Origin of the sequence: Marinobacter xiaoshiensis, assembly GCF_031631795.1 — a bacterium.
Classification (GTDB): domain Bacteria; phylum Pseudomonadota; class Gammaproteobacteria; order Pseudomonadales; family Oleiphilaceae; genus Marinobacter; species Marinobacter xiaoshiensis.
The window spans coordinates 587,620-604,537 of record NZ_JAVMBO010000007.1 but is presented as its reverse complement, the minus strand read 5'-3'; the positions used below and the strand labels follow the sequence as shown (position 1 = coordinate 604,537).

Genomic DNA, 16,918 nt, shown 5'->3' with positions numbered 1-16,918 from the left:
CCTGATGAAAACACTAACGCTCCCCGGATCAAACCAACTCCGCTCCGCAGCACCTATTGCACTACTGATAGTGTTCACCCTCTTCCTCAGCGCCTGTGGTGGCGAGTCCACAGAGGCGCTGCCAAATACATCTTCTGGATCAAATACCATTAGCTACAGCGGCCCCGCACCGGCTACCGCTGATATACAGAGTTTTAAACTGAATGTCTGGGACAACCTTGTGCAGGACAATCGCTGTGGTTCCTGCCACGGTGCGGGCGGCCAGTCGCCCACATTTGTTGACCAGAACAACATCAACAGCGCCTACGCCCAAGCTAGAACCATTGTAGATCTCACTGCACCCTCCCAATCCAGAATGGTGACCAAAGTAGCCGGTGGCCATAACTGCTGGACAGGCAGTGACGTCGTCTGCGGGAATATTCTGACCACCTATATTTCGAAGTGGGCTGATGGAGCTGAGGGCTCTGTGAAAACGGTGGAGCTTCAAGCGCCGGTGCTCAAATCGCCTGGCTCAACCATCGCTTTCCCGGAAGGCAGCAGCGCCTTCGGAAGCACCGTTTATCCAGTATTGAGAACCTACTGCGCCGAATGCCATGGCGACGGTGGCCAAACACCTTACGTTGCCAGCGATAATGTAGATATCGCCTACCAACAATCCCAAAGCAGGATAGACCTGAACTCGCCGGAAAATTCCCGTTTTGTAGTCCGCCTGAGAAGAGATTTCCACAACTGCTGGGCAAATGGAGGTGAGACAGATTGCGACTGGTCTGCTGGCATGATGCAGATGGCTATTGAACAGTTCGCAGAGCCATTATCACCCGAGCCGGTCGATCCTGCTCTGGTAGCCAGCAGGGCACTGGTACTGGATTCAGACGGCCTTCTCGCCAATTCTGGCGGGCGCTTTGAGGACAATATTGTTGCGCTGTATGAATTCCAATCTGGCCAGGGTCAGATCGCCTACGACACCAGCGGCGCCTCCACACCGCTCGATCTTACTCTCAGCGGCAACGTTGACTGGGTACTGGGCTGGGGAATCAATATAGGCCCCGAAGTCAAGCCGGAAAGTGCCCCTGTAATACCCGCCGGCAAAGCGCAAGGTTCGACCGCCAGCAGCAGCAAACTGCATAGCTTGCTGACAGGGTCCGGTGAATATGCCATCGAAGCCTGGGTCGCGCCGGGGAACATTACCCAGGAGGATGCAAGAATCATTACCTACTCTGGCTCCTCCACTGCCCGGAACGTAACACTGAGCCAGACCCTGCAACGGTACGAAGTGCTCCATCGCAGCACCACCAGCGATGAAAACACTCCGTTCGCTACTCAAGATGGTGACCAACTCCTGCAGGCCACTCTTCAGCACGTTGTCGTGAACTATAGCCCTGGCACTGGGCGGCAGATCTATGTCAACGGCGAGCACTCCGGCGATCTCGATCCGGACGACCCTGGCCTGTTTTCCGATTGGGACGACAGCTTTGCGCTCGTTCTTGGGAACGAGACGGATGGCCGTTCTCCTTGGCAAGGTGTCATTCGCATGGTCGCCTTCCATAACCGGGCACTAACATCAGAACAGGTCAAAACAAACTACGATGTGGGTGTAGGCCAGAAGTTCTATCTGCTGTTTGGTGTTTCCCACCTTATCGATGTACCTGAAAGCTTTATCGTTTTCGATGTAAGCGTATTCGATAACTACAGCTATCGCTTCACCGAGCCGTTCTTTATCAGCCTTGATGAAACGGCTCAGCCATCCGGTATTGCGCTTGAGGGTATGCGCCTGGGTATCAACGGCAAAGAAGCCACTGTCGGCCAGGCTTGGGCGAACCTTAAAGTAACTCTGGATAGCAACGCCTATGAGCCAGGCAAAGGCCAGCCCTTATCTCGGCTAGGCACTATCATCGCACTGGAAAACGGCCCGGATAGTGACGAGTTCTTCCTAACATTTGACCGTCTTGGCAGCAGCACCTTCTCACGCACCGAACCGCCGTTAACCGGAACCGTTGCACCAACAATCCTGGAGCGCCCATCCGACATCGGGATGAAGACTTTTGATGAAATCAATGAGTCCATGGCTCGCATGACAGATATCCCAAGCACCACTCCAGCGGTTGCGGATACCTTCAAAACCGTGAAACAGCAATTGCCCACGGTGGAGAATATTGAGGGCTTTCTTTCATCCCACCAGATGGCCATTACCCAGGTGGCGATTCAGTATTGCGATGTATTGGTATCCGATGCTCAAAGAAGGCAGGACTTTTTCCCGGGCTTTGATTTCTCAGCACCTGCCGCAACGGCCTTTGAGCATGGCGGCGAAAGCCTGATTACCGGGCCTCTGTTAGCCCGGTTTGTGGGTGACAATCTGGGCTCCCAGCCCAGCACAGAGACCATTGAGACCGAAGTGGGCGGCCTGATAAAGCAGCTCGCCCTGTGTGGTGGCGACACTTGCCCGGCTGACCGCACCGCAACCATTGTTAAAGCAAGTTGTGCCGCTGTACTTGGCAGCGCCACCACCCTGGTTCAGTAGAGGACTACGCTCATGTTTATACGCAAACCCTTAAAACGGCCTCTGGCCAATGGCGAGCCCCTCTTCCACAACGACCACGGGCGACCACGGACTCGCAGGGAGTTCATTGCTCAAGGCTTCAGGGCCGGCACTGCAACGGTTGTTGGCACTTCAATGCTCGGCCTGTTCGCTAACCCCCGAACGGCAGCTGCCGAGTTGTCTGAACAAATAAAAGCAGAATGTGGCATCGGTATCGCAGGTGCAGGAAAAATCCCGTTTATCTGCTTTGACCTGGCCGGCGGTGCCAGCATTGCGGGCTCCAACGTGCTGATGGGAAAATCTGGCGGGCAAATGGATTTCCTGAGCACTGCTGGCTACAGCAAGCTTGGTGTGCCGGGTAATATGCTCCCGAACGATCCAGCCTTTGTGAACACAGAACTGGGACTGGCATTCCACTCAGATAGCGGCTTTTTAAGGGGAATCCAGCAAAGCACCAGCATGATGACTCGCATGCAGATCAACGGTGCGATTATTGCGGCGCGCTCGGAAAATGACACCGGCAACAATCCCCACAACCCCATGTATGGTATTCACAAAGCTGGCGCCAATGGCTCCCTGCTCTCCCTGATCGGCTCTCAAAGCACCGAATCGGGGGGCAATTCCATGGCACCAATGAACCTCATAAACCCGGAAGTGCGCCCCACCAAAATTGACCGGCCAAGCGATGCCAAAGGCTTGGTAGATGTAGGTGACCTCACATCCATATTGAACCAAACCGATGCGGTGTCTGTGATGGAAGCCGTTCAACGGATCAGTGATGCCAAAATGAACAGCGTCAGCACCGGCCTCGGCAGCAGCGCCGAAAATGAAATCCGAAAACTGGTGCGGTGCGGCTACGCCAAGAGCGCAGACATAATTGATACCTATGGCGACCCAACGATTTTGGACCCCGGCCAAGACCCGGAAATAGTGGGAAACACAGGCATTTTCACTGAAGAAGAGTTCAGATCCAACCGTGAATTCCAAAAGACAGCTTCCGTAATGAAGCTGGCTGTAAACGGCTTTGCGGGCGCAGGCACTATTACCATGGGTGGCTACGACTACCACACGGGTGAAAGAGCAACCGGAGAACGCAGGGACTTACTGGCTGGACGCTGCATGGGAGCCTGTTTGGAATACGCTGCGAGAATGAACAAGCCACTGATGTTGTATGTATTCAGCGACGGCTCAGTATCCAGCAACGGCACGCTGGATGACTCTGAAGATGGCAGGGGCAAAGGTGTGTGGACCGGTGATAACCAACAAACCGCAGCGTCATTTTTCCTGGTTTATAACCCCGGAGGTCGTCCTTCACTTTACCAGGACCGCAACCCGACGGGCATCCAAACCGGGTTCCAGATTGGATTTATGCGCGCAGATGCATCTGTAGAGACGGCGTCCAGCCCGGCAGCAAACAACGTAAACCAACTAGTGCAAACCGTTTTGCTGAACTACATGCAGTTGAACGGCGATCGAGGACGTTTTGCTTCAACATTCGTCGGGCACGGTCTCGGGAACACGGCGAGTCAGGACCGGCTGCTTGCCTTCAATCCTTTAGTTTGAACGTACACAGTCTCCAAAGCTGATACTTCCAAGCGATAGATTTTTGCATCATCCCCCCCCGGCATCCCCATCAAGATTCCGGGGGCGCCAACCCTTCCGTAAAGTGCATCATTCGCTGATCATCAATGATGATCGCATCAATACCCGGCAACTTCTCAATCATCTCCAGACCCTTTTTCGGGCCCAGCACAAATACAGCCGTAGACAAGCCATCGGTTGTCAGCGCATCGTTACCAATAATGGTAACGCTCTGCACACCTCGCACGGATTTCCCTGTACCGGGGGAAAGTATGTGGTGCACACGCTCGCCCTGATCATCAATAAAAAAGCGTTCGTAATCACCGGATGTGGAAATAGCGAGATCGGCAAGCGGCAACACCACCACATTGCGATTTTCTGAGCGGGGGTCACGAACACCCACAAGCCAAGGCCGGCCGCGCTTATCGCCTAGCAAGCGCAAATCACCACCCGCACTGAGCCGTGCATGGCGCACGCCGGCTGATTTCAGATGCTCTATACCAAGATCCACTGCGTAACCTTTGGCAATACCTCCCAAATCGATCAACAAGCCTTTCTGGCGAAAGAAGACTGTTTGCGCCTTATCATCCAGAACAATGTCCTGATGATTAATATGGCCAAGCCTGGCCTGAAGTGCCTCCTCGCTTGGCTGCTTGCGCTCCCGGTAGTCGTACAAGTAACCGACAGACCCAAAGCTGATATCAAAAGCACCACCGCTAAGAACAGCTACTTCTTCCGCTTTCCTCAGAACCTGAAACAGGCCGGTGCTTACCTGCACTGGGTCATCCGCTGCTTTACGGTTAAGGCCAGAGAGTTCGGAGTCCTCCCGGTACCGGCTCATGTCCCTGTCTACTTGGTGGAACACCGCCAGAACATCTTTCGCGATTGCATCAGCAACGCTTTTCTCAGCAGCCCAAAACTCAAGCTCCACCGGTGTCGTCATAGCCGTATCTGTGTAACGGAACCACTTTGCCTGAGCCACCGAAGGCACCAGAAATACAAAAAGAAGAAATAAAGAAGGATTCAAACCGATAAACTCAAGGATATTGAAGGGATTGAAACAATTTTTAGGCATCACCGATCAGACAGTCCCTGTTCGTGGCTCAATACGGCTTGTTTGCGCTTAACACCCCAGCGATATCCAGAAAGGCTGCCATCACCACGTAAAACTCGATGGCATGGAACAACCACCGCCAGCGGGTTGGCAGCACAGGCACCTGCGACAGCTCTCGAGGCGGTGGGCAGGCCTAATTGCTGGGCGATATCGCCATAGCTGGACGAGCACCCAGAAGGAATCTGTTGCAGTGCCTGCCAGACTCTACATTGAAAATCCGTGCCTCGAACATCAAGCTCTACAGAGAGTGGTCTTCGGCTGTCGATCAGGTAGTTCATTACCTCGGTAAACCAGGGGGCCCGAAAATCGTTTGCATGGATGAGTTCGGCACGGGGGAAACGTTGAGCCAGGTCTTCAACCAATTCGTCAGCTGTGTCTCCCAGCAAAACAGCACATACGCCACGAGGCGTGCATGCAACCAGAACCTCGCCGAGGTAACAGTGGCCGGTTTGCCATTGGATGGTTTCGTCCTGGGCGTTCTTGGCCGTCATGAAAAACTCCTCAGCATGGGCTCATCCGGTATTGCGGTACTCGTGAGTTCAAGCAAGCGTATTACGGATCATGTCAGTGAGAAGGCAATCGTGCAATTTTTTATAAGAGAAGGGATAGAACAGCTTGCCGGGCACTGGTTGAACGACAGCGCCCGGCAAGTTACTACAAAATACTACCGGGCTCAGCTCTTGCGAGCGTCTTCCCAGGTTTTAATCAGCTCATCGTAAGGTACAGTTTGACCCTGCACTTTTTCATTCGCCAGTTTGGGCTTGGGTGCGCCAGGCTGGTCGAACCAGTACTGCGGATCACGCGGCTCGTTCAGCTTGGGAGCACAGGTGGTCAGAACATTGGCTCTCTCAAGCCGTTCCATAACCCGGTCCTGAGCCTTTGCCAAGCCATCAAGCGCTTCCTGCGCTGTGGCTTCGCCACTAGCTGCCTGGGCAACATACTGCCACCACAACTGAGCCATCTTCGGGTAATCTGGAATGTTGGTGCCGGTAGGCGTCCACTGAACCCTTGCAGGGCTACGGTAGAACTCAACCAGACCACCCAGCTTGGGTGCCATTTCCGTCATCACGTCCGAGTTGATATCGGAATCGCGAATGGGAGTGAGGCCCGCCACAAGCTTTTCAAGTGACACTGTTTTCGACACAGTGAACTGCGCGTAAAGCCATGCCGCCAAACGACGCTTTTCAGGTGTCGAGTTCAGGAAGGTCCAGGAACCCACGTCCTGATAACCCAGCTTCATGCCTTCTTCCCAGTAGGGGCCACGTGGAGACGGCGCCATACGCCACTTCGGCAGTCCTTTTTCATCTACAACCGGAAGCCCTTCTTCAATCATGCTCGCGGTGAAGGCCGTATACCAGAAAATCTGCTGAGCTACATTGCCTTGTGCAGGTACGGGGCCAGATTCGGAGAAGGTCATCCCCGTAGCCTCTGGCGGCGCATACTTGCCCATCCACTCAACGTACTTCTCTGTCGCGTATACAGCAGCCGGGCTGTTTGTAGCACCACCGCGGGAGACATCAGAACCAACAGGGTGGCAATCCTCTACCCGAACACCCCACTCATCTACTGGCAAACCGTTAGGCAAGCCTTTATCGCCAGCGCCAGCCATGGAGAACCAGGCATCGGTAAAGCGCCATCCCAGGGAGGGGTCCTTCTTGCCGTAGTCCATGTGGCCGTATACTTTTTTGCCGTCTATCTCTTTAACGTGAACCGAGAAGAACTCTGCAATGTCTTCGTAGGCCGACCAGTTAACAGGAACACCCAAGTCATAACCGTAGAGTTCCTTGAACTGCTTTTTCAGATCTGCACGCTCAAACCAGTCAGCGCGAAACCAATACAGGTTTGCAAACTGCTGAGTTGGCAGTTGGTAAAGTTTGCCATCAGGGCCGGTGGTGAAATCAAGGCCGATGAAATCATCAAGATCCAGCGTTGGCAGGGTTAGGTCCTTGCCTTCACCCTTCATAATATCTTCAACCGCTACAACCTTACCGTACCTGACGTGAGTACCAATCAAGTCAGAGTCATTCACGTAGCCATCATAGATGTTGCGCCCCGACTGCATCTGGGTTTGCAGCTTCTCGATAACATCCCCTTCCTGAATCAGGGTATGGGTAAGCTTGATGCCGGTAATGTCGGTGAAGGCCTTGGCCAGCACGCTGGATTCGTATTCGTGGGTCGCAATGGTTTCTGAAACAACATTGATTTCCATGCCACGGAAAGGCTCCGCAGCTTTGGTGAACCAGGCCATTTCTTCCATCTGCTGTTCTTTGGTAAGGGTAGACCGTTTGAACGAGTCGTTTACCCACTTTTCAGCTGCATCCGAGTACTGGTCAGCACTGGCCTGCAGGCTCAGGCCCATACTGACGGCACCGATTGCAGCGCCAAGCAGTAGGGTCTTAGGATATTTATTGTTTTTAAACATACCCAACCTCGTCATCTTTATTATGAATGGGGCGAAGAAAGCCCTCGCTCCGGTTTTTGGCTTGTTACAGCTCTTGTTACTTCTAGCCTTGCCTTTTCGAAAACCAAACACTCATCACTTTCGTTCCTGGTGAAAAAATAGTTCGGTTTCGAATCCTTTACAACATTTGAGCAAGTTTATTCGGGGTGCGTTTATTGCCCCTTTTTGACCGCCTTCCTAGCCCCATCGCAGCAAAACAAGAAGCCAGACAACAGACACAGCCAACGCAATCCACAAAGTGATGTCACTAACCGCAAGGAACGTGAGGTGTATGTAGGCTGCCGAAAGCAAACCAATAAACAGTCGGTCTCCGCGCGTTGTCTCTATTGGTAGAAAGCCTTTGCGCTCTGTGCAGGGAGACACGATTTCGTAAACGGTCATTACCGCAAGAATCATTGCAATAACTGCAAAAAACACGATGACCGTAGGGGTCCAATTCATCCAGGCAATCATTTGCTTTCTCCTTAAACGCGCCCGAGAGCGAAGCCTTTAGCCACATGGTTACGAACGAACCAGATAACCAGCAAGCCTGGGATTATTGTTAGAACGCCAGCCGCGGCCAGCACACCCCAATCAATACCACTCGCCCCTATCGTACGAGTCATGATTGCGCCAATTGGCTGAGCATCCACAGAGGTCAATGTTCTCGCCAGAAGCAACTCAACCCATGAAAACATGAAGGCAAAAAAGGCCGTTACGCCGATACCTGAGCGAATCATCGGCAAAAACACTTTGATGAAGAATTTGGGAAAACTGTAGCCATCGATATAAGCCATCTCGTCGTATTCACGAGGAACGCCCTTCATGAACCCCTCAAGAATCCAAACCGCCAAGGGCACGTTGAATAAACAGTGGGCCAAGGCAACGGCAATGTGGGTATCGAAAAGCCCGATAGATGAATACAGCTGAAAGAATGGCAGCAGGAAAACCGCCGGCGGCGCCATCCGGTTGCTGAGCAACCAGAAAAACAGATGCTTGTCCCCCAGAAATTTGTACCGACTGAAGGCGTAGGCCGCAGGCAAAGCAACCAACAAGGTAATCACCACGTTGATGGAGACATACGCCATTGAGTTGAGGTAGCCGTTATACCAACTGGGATCTGTAAAGATCACGGCATAATTATCAAACGTGAAATTCTGCGGCCATAACGTAAGCCCCCCGAGAATTTCACGGTTGGTTTTAAACGACATGTTCAGCAGCCAGTAAACCGGCGTAAGAAGGAGCAGGATGTATATGGTGATCCCGATGTTTTTATAGCCTGTTTGCCTCATCACACTCTCCTTATTTTTCTTTATCGGCGTGAGTAATGGCTGTGAAGAACAACCAGGAGATCAGCAATACGATCAGGAAGTAGATCAATGAGAATGCCGCTGCACGCCCAAGATCAAACTGCCCTATTGCCATGGTTGTAAGGGTCTGGCTAAGGAAGGTCGTCGAGCTCCCCGGGCCCCCGCCAGTGAGCACAAAGGGTTCGATATAAATCATGAAGCTGTCCATAAACCGCAACAGCACAGCAATGATCAATACGCTCTTTAGGCGCGGGAGCTGGATATAACGAAACACTGCCCACTTGGAAGCACGATCAATTTCAGCGGCTTGGTAAAAGGCCTCGGGAATAGCCCTCAATCCTGAGTAGCACAACAGAGCAACCAGAGGTGTCCAGTGCCAAACATCCATAAGAAGGACGGTCAGCCAGGCATCTACCGTATCCCCCGTGTAGTTGTAATCGATGCCGGCCTGGTTCACCGCCCAGCCAAATAATCCGATATCGCCCCGGGCAAATATTTGCCAGATAGTCCCTACAACGTTCCAGGGAATAAGTAGCGGAATAGCAACCAGAATGAGACAAAGTGACCCCTTGATTCCAGACTTGGGCATCATAAGCGCAACACCAATACCCAACGGAATCTGAATCAACAATACCGCGCCGGAGAAGGCAAACTGTCGGATCAATGAATCCTGCAATCGTTGATCCGTCAGAACTTCTTTAAACCACTCCGTGCCAACGTAGTAGGCTTGGCCCGGGCCAAAAATATCCTGAACGGAATAGTTCACCACCGTCATAAGTGGTACGAGTGCCGAAAAGGCTACGAGCAGGAAAACCGGCAGGACGAGCCACCAGGCTCTGTTATCCGGGATCTTGTCCATCACTGTTGCTCCTGTACCAGGAATTCATCCACATAAAGCATTAGCCACTGCCCCGGGAACAGGAGATTTACCTGGCTACCAATGCCGGCATCAAACTCTTCACTCTGGCGCACTTTCATCTGCTGTTCGCCGAGTTTCACCGTCACAATCTTGTAGGTACCAAGATCCTCCACATCCCGCACTTCAGCGGCGTAGGTGTCATCGGACATTACCGGGGAGATTTCGATAAACTCGGGCCGGATACCAACCTTCAGATTGTCGGATTTCATGCCCCCGAGAATCTCTGACTGCCAGGGTTCGAGGCGCAGTTCAGTTGAATCAAACCGAACGCCCCCCTGGCATCTTTCAACCTCCAGAATATTCATGCCTGGGCTACCGATGAAGTAGCCGACAAACGTGTGGTTGGGTGCTTCGAACAGCTCCGTGGGTGTGCCGAATTGCACCACCTGCCCGTCGAACATCACGGCAATTCTGTCGGCGAAGGTAGATGCCTCAAGCTGATCGTGGGTGACGTACACCATGGTGATATCGAACTGCTCGTGAATCTGCTTGAGCTTTCTACGCAACTTCCACTTGAGCTGAGGATCGATAACCGTCAAAGGTTCATCAAACAAAATGGCGGAGACATCTTCCCTCACCAAACCACGGCCCATGGAAACCTTTTGCTTTTCGTCAGCCGTAAGGTTCTTCGCCTTCTTGTGCAGTTTGTCCTCAATTTCAAGAACCTCTGCAATTTCCTGCACACGGGTCTTGATCTTTGCAGCTGGCACCTTGTTGTTCTTGAGGGGAAACGCCAGATTTTCGAATACAGTCATCGAGTCGTAGACCACAGGGAACTGAAACACCTGGGCGATATTTCTGTCTCGGGGTGACAGCTCGTTCACCCGCTTGCCATCAAACAGCACCTCCCCTTCAGAGGGCTGAACCAACCCTGAGATAATGTTCAGCATGGTGCTTTTGCCACAACCCGATGGCCCAAGCAGCGCGTAAGCTCCGCCCTTGTGCCATACATGATCCAGCTGTCGGATAGCGTAATCACCGGGGCCCGATGGGTTTGCGCTGTAACTGTGCGCCAAAGATTTCAGTTGAATTTCAGCCATCAGTTTGCACCTCCTGAAACCCGTGTTGGTGTGTGCACCAGCTGCTCATTACTGTCGAATACAAACAGTTTGTTCACTGGCAAGTACACCTTGAGCGGCGCGCCAGTGTGATATTGATGAACGCCCATCAACTGCAACACCATCTCGAAATGGCTGTTCTCAACATGCATGAAGGTTTCTGAGCCACTGATCTCGCTGAGAGCAACCTCCATAGACATCTCAAGGTCATCATCATTGGCAGGCACCAGCGCTATGTGGCTGGGCCGAATCCCGAACCAATAGTCGCCCGGGGCCAACCTTGCCAACTCCTGAGTTAATGCGTGGTGTGAATACTCATCGAAGGTCACTTCGGTATCGCTTACACGGCCACGGATGATGTTCATGGGCGGCTCACTGAACAGCTGTGCCGCGAGGGTGTTAACGGGTGAGCGATAAACATCCATAACAGGCCCGCTCTGAACAACGCCACCCTCATGCAACAGAGTTGTGGTGCCACCCAACGCCAAAGCCTCATTGGCTTCCGTGGTTGCGTAAACTGCAATGCATTGGCGCTCTCGAAACAAATCCCGCAGCTCTGCACGAAGCTCTTCCCTCAGCTTGTAATCAAGGTTCACCAGGGGTTCATCGAACAGCACCAGCGTTGCATCTTTTACCAGTGCTCGCGCCATGGCCGTGCGCTGTTGCTGGCCGCCGGAAAGTTCAAGAGGGTAACGTTTAAGCAGAGGTTCGATCCGCAGCATTGACGCGGTTTCTTTCACCCGGCGATCAATTTCGGACCCTGACATTTTGGCAAGGCGTAGCGGTGATGCGATGTTTTCGTAAACGGTGAGCGTGGGGTAATTGATGAACTGTTGGTAGATCATCGAAATGTTCCGGCGCTGCACACTCTGCCCGGTAACATCTTCCCCCTTGTAGAGCACACGCCCCTTCGTCGGCTTATCAAGGCCGGCCATCAGGCGCATCATTGAGGTTTTACCGGCTAGTGTCCGGCCAAGCAGAACATTGAAAGATCCCGCCTCAAAAGTGAGGTTGGCATCCCGAACGTAATCGACACCGTCGACCGTGCGGGAGAGGTTCTCCAGCGTTAAGGACATAAGCTTTCCTTGTTATTCTTATTAAAGCGCGACCGGATATAAAACGAACACCCGGAAACTTAATGTTTGCGAGCATGAACGCAAATCGCATACCAGCTTTTACCTATCCGCCCAGACCATAACTCCAAGTTATTGTTTTTATATACAAAGCTCAAAAACACCCTGGTTTCCCATTCGAAAACAGCAATGTTCGCTTGGAAACAATTTGTTCAAACAAAGCATTGACGTGAACAACTGTTAAACAGATTATTGAACAGTTCTCGCACATCAACTGAACACATGCTTCCCAAGGCATATCCAAAAACAAGAAAGCGAACACAGGGATGTAGTCTGATGAAGAAGAGCACATACACGTCAAATCGAACGGACATTTCTGATTCCTGGCAGCGCTGTATTGCCATTGGCCTCGACCACGAAGGCGAACCAATTCAGCCAACACTCAGCAGCGAGCAGCTGCAAGATTTAACGTGCCAGTATGGTGAACTCATCGCCAGCTCAGAGGCTGAGGTGCTTCCCTATTACCGGAACGTACTTTCCAGCAGTCGCTGCCTGATTCTTCTGGCGGACCAGAAAGGCAGGATACTGAAACGCTGGGGAGACCAGCGCATCACTGAATCCCGGTTAAAGCCCTGGTTCCAGCAAGGCGCCAACTGGCAGGAACAACTGTGCGGCACCAATGCCATAGGAACGGCCATAGCAACCGGGCGGGCGGTACAGGTACAAAGGAGCGAACATTTCCTGAAGGTACACAGAAGCCTCATAGCTTCAGCTGCTCCCATATTCGATTCAAAAAAACAGCTTGCTGGTGTGCTGAGCGTGTTCAGTGATGCCTACCTGCCACAGGATCACACTCTCGGTATGGTTCGTCTGCTTGCTCAATCCGTTGAAAACCGGCTGCTCAATCGCCAGTTCGAGGCTGACTTCTTTCAAATCATACTCAATACGACCGCCGATAACTTTGATAGTCCCTGGTCTGGGATCCTCGTATGCAATGATTCAGGCCAGGTTGTCGCCAGCAACCGGCGAGCCGACCAACTACTGGGCACTCAAACAAAGAATGTCATGCTTGATGAACTGTTCACTACCGATCGCAGTGGCATTCTTGGCCACCCGGAACAAGCTCCATTACAGCTGAAAACCAAAAGTAAGGTCCGGCTCAGCGCCCTTGTAAAACGGCCCTCAACAATCCGAACAGCGCCTGCTGAGACGTTAGCAGGTGTGCAGCACTCCACTTTCCCTGATAAGCAGGCAAGCTTTTCCAACCTCGAATACGGTGACGCCTCCGTACGCCGGTGTGCCGAGCAAAGTTTGAAAGTCCTGGAGCGGGGCGTTCCGGTTCTGATAACGGGTGAGACAGGTGTAGGAAAAGAAGTGCTGGTGAATGCGTTGCACAAGGCTTCGAACCGAAAAGATCAACCGCTGGTTGCCGTCAACTGCGCAGCTATACCGCCAGAACTTGTGGAATCAGAGCTGTTTGGTTACGAGCCAGGAGCATTTACAGGCGCACGGGCTAAAGGCTCCCTTGGTTTGATCCGCAATGCTCACAAAGGCATTTTGTTTCTCGATGAGATTGGCGAAATGCCGGTTTCCGCCCAATCAAGACTGCTTAGGGTATTACAGGAACGGGTGGTTACGCCGGTGGGCGCAACAGAGAGCATTGTGGTTGATATTTGGCTGATCACAGCAACCAATCGCTCCCCGCTATCCAGCATAGAATCCGGGCAGTTCCGGGCTGACCTTTATTATCGGATCAACGGCCTGTCTGTAGAATTGCCGGCGTTGAGGCATCGCAAAGATATACGAAGCCTGATTCAGCATATCTATCAGCAACATCGGGACTCGAGCCAAAGCGAATATTTAGCGCCTCAATTATTGTCAACGCTGGAAAACCACCGCTGGCCAGGCAACATCCGTCAGCTGGTAAACGTTTTGAAAGTAGCTATCGCCTTGGCTGATAGCGAGGACGTGCAAATTTGGCACTTGCCTGCTGATTTTCTCGCTGAGTACAGCGGCATAACACCCCCAGACGAAGTTTCAGATTCCGAGCACTCAAACGGCTTCAAGCCTGAGCCAGCTATAATTCCAAACCGGCGGGAGGGCGATGAGCGTAATAGCCATGCCCATATACTGCAGGTTTATCACAGGTGTAAAGGTAACGTGTCCAGCGCTGCCAGAGAGCTTTCGATCAGTCGGAACACACTCTACAAACGACTACGGGAGTTGGGGGTTCGTTAACCCCCTACTCCCGGCTATGTCTGCTGATCTCAATGGATCTGGTTAGAGTTTCTGAACGGCATGAATCCATCCTTCATACAGCTCATCGCGTTTTTGTTTTGTCATGATGGGCTCAAAGCTACGGTCACACCGCCAAAGATCCGAAAGCTCATCGAGTGATTCATAAACACCTGCCTTGAGCCCTGCCAAATACGCCACACCCAAAGCTGTTGTTTCTATAATGGATGGTCTATCGACCCTCGCGCCCAGAATGTCTGCAAGGAACTGAAGCACCCAATTATTCGCCACCATGCCGCCATCAACCCGCAGAGTAATCGGGCGCATGCCGTCTTTTTCCATGGCCTTCTGCAAGTCTTTGGTTTGGTAGCACACAGATTGCAGCCCTGCGGTCACGATTTCTTTTATGCCCGTATCTCTGGTCAAACCAAAAATCGCCCCCCGGGCATTTGGGTCCCAATAAGGCGCCCCAAGCCCGGTAAAGGCAGGCACAAGATAAACACCATGATCTACTGGCGTATCCTTTGCCAATGGCTCTGTGTCGCAGGCGTTCTCGATCAATTGCAGGCCATCGCGCAACCACTGAATCGCTGCGCCTGCCACAAAAATGCTGCCCTCCATGGCGTAGGTAGGCTTGCCATTCAAGCGGTAGGCTACTGTTGTTAACAGCCGGTGCTCAGATTTCAATGCCTTGTCACCAGTATTGAGCATGAGGAAACACCCGGTGCCATAGGTGCTTTTTGCCATTCCTACATCGAAACAGGTTTGGCCGAACAGGGCTGCCTGCTGGTCGCCCGCCACACCAAGCACCGACACCCCATTGAGGGCTTCACACTCTGTGATCTCACCAAAGTCGTCAGCGGAATCCAGCACCTCGGGCAGCAGGGATTCAGGAATGTTGAACAGCTCAAGCAACTCCGGGTCCCACTGCTGGGTGTGGATGTTGAACAGCAGGGTTCGGCTTGCGTTAGTGGCGTCGGTTTTGTGTACTCGCCCGCCAGTCAGACGCCACAAAAGAAACGTGTCGATCGTTCCAAAAGCCAGCTCCCCCCGCTCTGCACGTTCACGGGCACCAGGAACATTATCAAGAATCCAGCGAATTTTGGTTGCAGAAAAATAGGGATCGATCAACAGGCCGGTTTTACTGTGGACTGCGGGTTCTCGGCTCGCGCTCTTGAGGGACTTACAATAGGAAGCAGTTCGGCGGTCCTGCCACACAATCGCGTTGTAAACCGGTTTGCCTGTTTTCCTGTCCCAAACAATGGTGGTTTCCCGCTGATTGGTAATACCTACCGCAACAACCTCGTCATCAACTCCGCACTCCTCCGCCATAACCTCGTTGCAGGTCTGAGTGACAGTTGACCAGATATCCTCCGGATCGTGTTCAACCCACCCACTATCCGGAAAATGCTGAGGAAATTCCTGCTGGCGTACGGCGTGTATGTTGCCCTTCAAATCAAACAGTATGGCCCGGGAACTGGTGGTGCCCTGATCAATGGATAGCAGGTACTGGCTCATCGCTATTTCGTCCTCGCTTTCTTATTTGTTCGTATGTTTACTTTTTTGAATATGATTGCCAAGAGATTTCGCGAACATCATCTGCCAACGAACAGATAAGTGGCTCTAAATACTGTATAAAATGCTCAAAAGGACTAAACTTTACTCTAACTGAGTTTATAATTGCTCATTATTTCGCATAAGAACAACGGCAGGGTGGAGGCTTTTTGAATGGCACAGCGGCGGCGACAGGATCTGATTATTGAGCTGATCCAACAGAACGGCTTTGTAACCACCGAGCAGCTGGTAGACCAATTCAAGGTAACCCCCCAAACCATCCGCCGGGATCTGAACGAACTCGCCAAAGAGAACAAGCTACGCCGGCATCATGGTGGGGCCGGAATCGATTCCAGCACAATGAATACCTCCTACCATGCTCGAAAAATCATGGATCTGGAAGCCAAGGAACGCATTGCCGAAGCCATGGTTGCAATGATCCCCGACAATTCCTCAATGTTCATCAATATTGGTACCACCACTGAGACCATCGCCAAAGCCCTGCTCCAGAAGAACAACCTGCAGGTTGTAACCAATAATCTTCACGTTGCCTCCATCCTCTCTGCCAAAGAGGATTTTCATGTGATCATTGCCGGCGGAGAGGTCAGAAGTCGAGATGGCGGCATTGTTGGCGAGGCAACCCGCGACTTTATCAATCAATTCAAAATGGACTTCGGCATCATCGGAATCAGCGGTATCCACAACGATGGCTCCCTGCTTGATTTTGACTACCGCGAAGTTCGGGTGGCGCAGGCTATTATCGCCAATTCCAATCAGGTTCTACTCGCCGCCGACCATTCCAAGTTTGGCCGAAATGCAATGGTAAGGCTTGGCAATATATCCCAGGCAGATCATGTATTTACCGACCAAAAACCACCTGCCGAAATCTCCCGGATTCTGAAAGAGAACAGCATCAAACTCCACATTGTTTGATTAGCGCCAGGCATTGAGTCGTCAGCTTCACTTTAACACCCATCAGAATCTTCGTTTATTTTCTATATTTTCCTTTACGAAAACAAAAGTCTTTCGCATACTACTCAAATAACCTATTTCGCTTCAGAAAAGTTCGCTTTCAGCACCTCAAAATGGCGCCTTTTC

13 protein-coding genes are annotated in these 16,918 nt (G+C 52.1%); 4 read left to right on the top strand and 9 right to left on the bottom strand.

All coding sequences use genetic code 11. From position 1 onward, the window contains the following. Positions 1 to 4 precede the first annotated feature (4 nt). A complete protein-coding gene (locus tag RKA07_RS06480) occupies positions 5 to 2,518 on the top strand; it encodes a LamG-like jellyroll fold domain-containing protein (RefSeq protein ID WP_310965905.1) in 2,514 nt (837 codons plus the stop codon). 12 nt (positions 2,519 to 2,530) lie between these two features. Continuing rightward, complete coding sequence (locus RKA07_RS06475; protein ID WP_310965904.1) at positions 2,531 to 4,099, top strand: hypothetical protein; 1,569 nt, start codon at positions 2,531 to 2,533, stop codon at positions 4,097 to 4,099. A 70-nt stretch (positions 4,100 to 4,169) separates the two neighbouring features. On the opposite strand, the gene RKA07_RS06470 is transcribed toward RKA07_RS06475, so the two are convergent. The 8 genes from RKA07_RS06470 to RKA07_RS06435 form a co-directional block, all read right to left on the bottom strand. Further along, complete coding sequence (locus tag RKA07_RS06470; RefSeq protein ID WP_310965903.1) at positions 4,170 to 5,192, bottom strand: FAD:protein FMN transferase; 1,023 nt, start codon at positions 5,190 to 5,192, stop codon at positions 4,170 to 4,172. Continuing rightward, positions 5,192 to 5,722 (bottom strand): methylated-DNA--[protein]-cysteine S-methyltransferase, encoded by a 531-nt coding sequence (locus RKA07_RS06465; protein ID WP_200200995.1) that lies wholly within the window; start codon positions 5,720 to 5,722, stop codon positions 5,192 to 5,194. Before RKA07_RS06465 ends, RKA07_RS06470 begins: the two co-directional genes overlap by 1 nt. 182 nt (positions 5,723 to 5,904) lie before the next feature. Continuing rightward, on the bottom strand, positions 5,905 to 7,653 hold the full coding sequence (locus RKA07_RS06460; protein ID WP_200200996.1) for an ABC transporter substrate-binding protein: 1,749 nt from the start codon (positions 7,651 to 7,653) through the stop codon (positions 5,905 to 5,907). A gap of 216 nt (positions 7,654 to 7,869) precedes the next feature. Continuing rightward, a complete protein-coding gene (locus tag RKA07_RS06455) occupies positions 7,870 to 8,145 on the bottom strand; it encodes a DUF2160 domain-containing protein (protein ID WP_200200997.1) in 276 nt (91 codons plus the stop codon). Between the two features lie 11 nt (positions 8,146 to 8,156). Continuing rightward, positions 8,157 to 8,963 (bottom strand): carbohydrate ABC transporter permease, encoded by an 807-nt coding sequence (locus RKA07_RS06450; RefSeq protein ID WP_200200998.1) that lies wholly within the window; start codon positions 8,961 to 8,963, stop codon positions 8,157 to 8,159. 10 nt (positions 8,964 to 8,973) lie between these two features. Next, positions 8,974 to 9,840 (bottom strand): carbohydrate ABC transporter permease, encoded by an 867-nt coding sequence (locus RKA07_RS06445; protein WP_200200999.1) that lies wholly within the window; start codon positions 9,838 to 9,840, stop codon positions 8,974 to 8,976. After that, on the bottom strand, positions 9,840 to 10,940 hold the full coding sequence (locus tag RKA07_RS06440) for an ABC transporter ATP-binding protein (protein ID WP_200201000.1): 1,101 nt from the start codon (positions 10,938 to 10,940) through the stop codon (positions 9,840 to 9,842). The genes RKA07_RS06445 and RKA07_RS06440 overlap by 1 nt, the downstream gene beginning before the upstream one ends. Continuing rightward, positions 10,940 to 12,034: an ABC transporter ATP-binding protein gene (locus tag RKA07_RS06435; protein ID WP_200201001.1), complete on the bottom strand. Its 1,095-nt coding sequence runs from the start codon at positions 12,032 to 12,034 to the stop codon at positions 10,940 to 10,942. Before RKA07_RS06435 ends, RKA07_RS06440 begins: the two co-directional genes overlap by 1 nt. A 333-nt stretch (positions 12,035 to 12,367) precedes the next feature. Here RKA07_RS06435 and RKA07_RS06430 point away from each other — a divergent pair, with 333 nt between their 5' ends. Next, the gene (locus tag RKA07_RS06430) at positions 12,368 to 14,269 is read left to right on the top strand and encodes a sigma-54-dependent Fis family transcriptional regulator (RefSeq protein WP_200201002.1); all 1,902 of its coding nucleotides are present in this window, start codon (positions 12,368 to 12,370) and stop codon (positions 14,267 to 14,269) included. A gap of 42 nt (positions 14,270 to 14,311) precedes the next feature. On the opposite strand, the gene glpK is transcribed toward RKA07_RS06430, so the two are convergent. Further along, positions 14,312 to 15,784 (bottom strand): glycerol kinase GlpK, encoded by a 1,473-nt coding sequence (gene glpK / locus RKA07_RS06425; RefSeq protein WP_200201003.1) that lies wholly within the window; start codon positions 15,782 to 15,784, stop codon positions 14,312 to 14,314. 210 nt (positions 15,785 to 15,994) lie between these two features. Here glpK and RKA07_RS06420 point away from each other — a divergent pair, with 210 nt between their 5' ends. Continuing rightward, a complete protein-coding gene (locus RKA07_RS06420) occupies positions 15,995 to 16,753 on the top strand; it encodes a DeoR/GlpR family transcriptional regulator (RefSeq protein WP_200201004.1) in 759 nt (252 codons plus the stop codon). Positions 16,754 to 16,918: the final 165 nt, after the last annotated feature.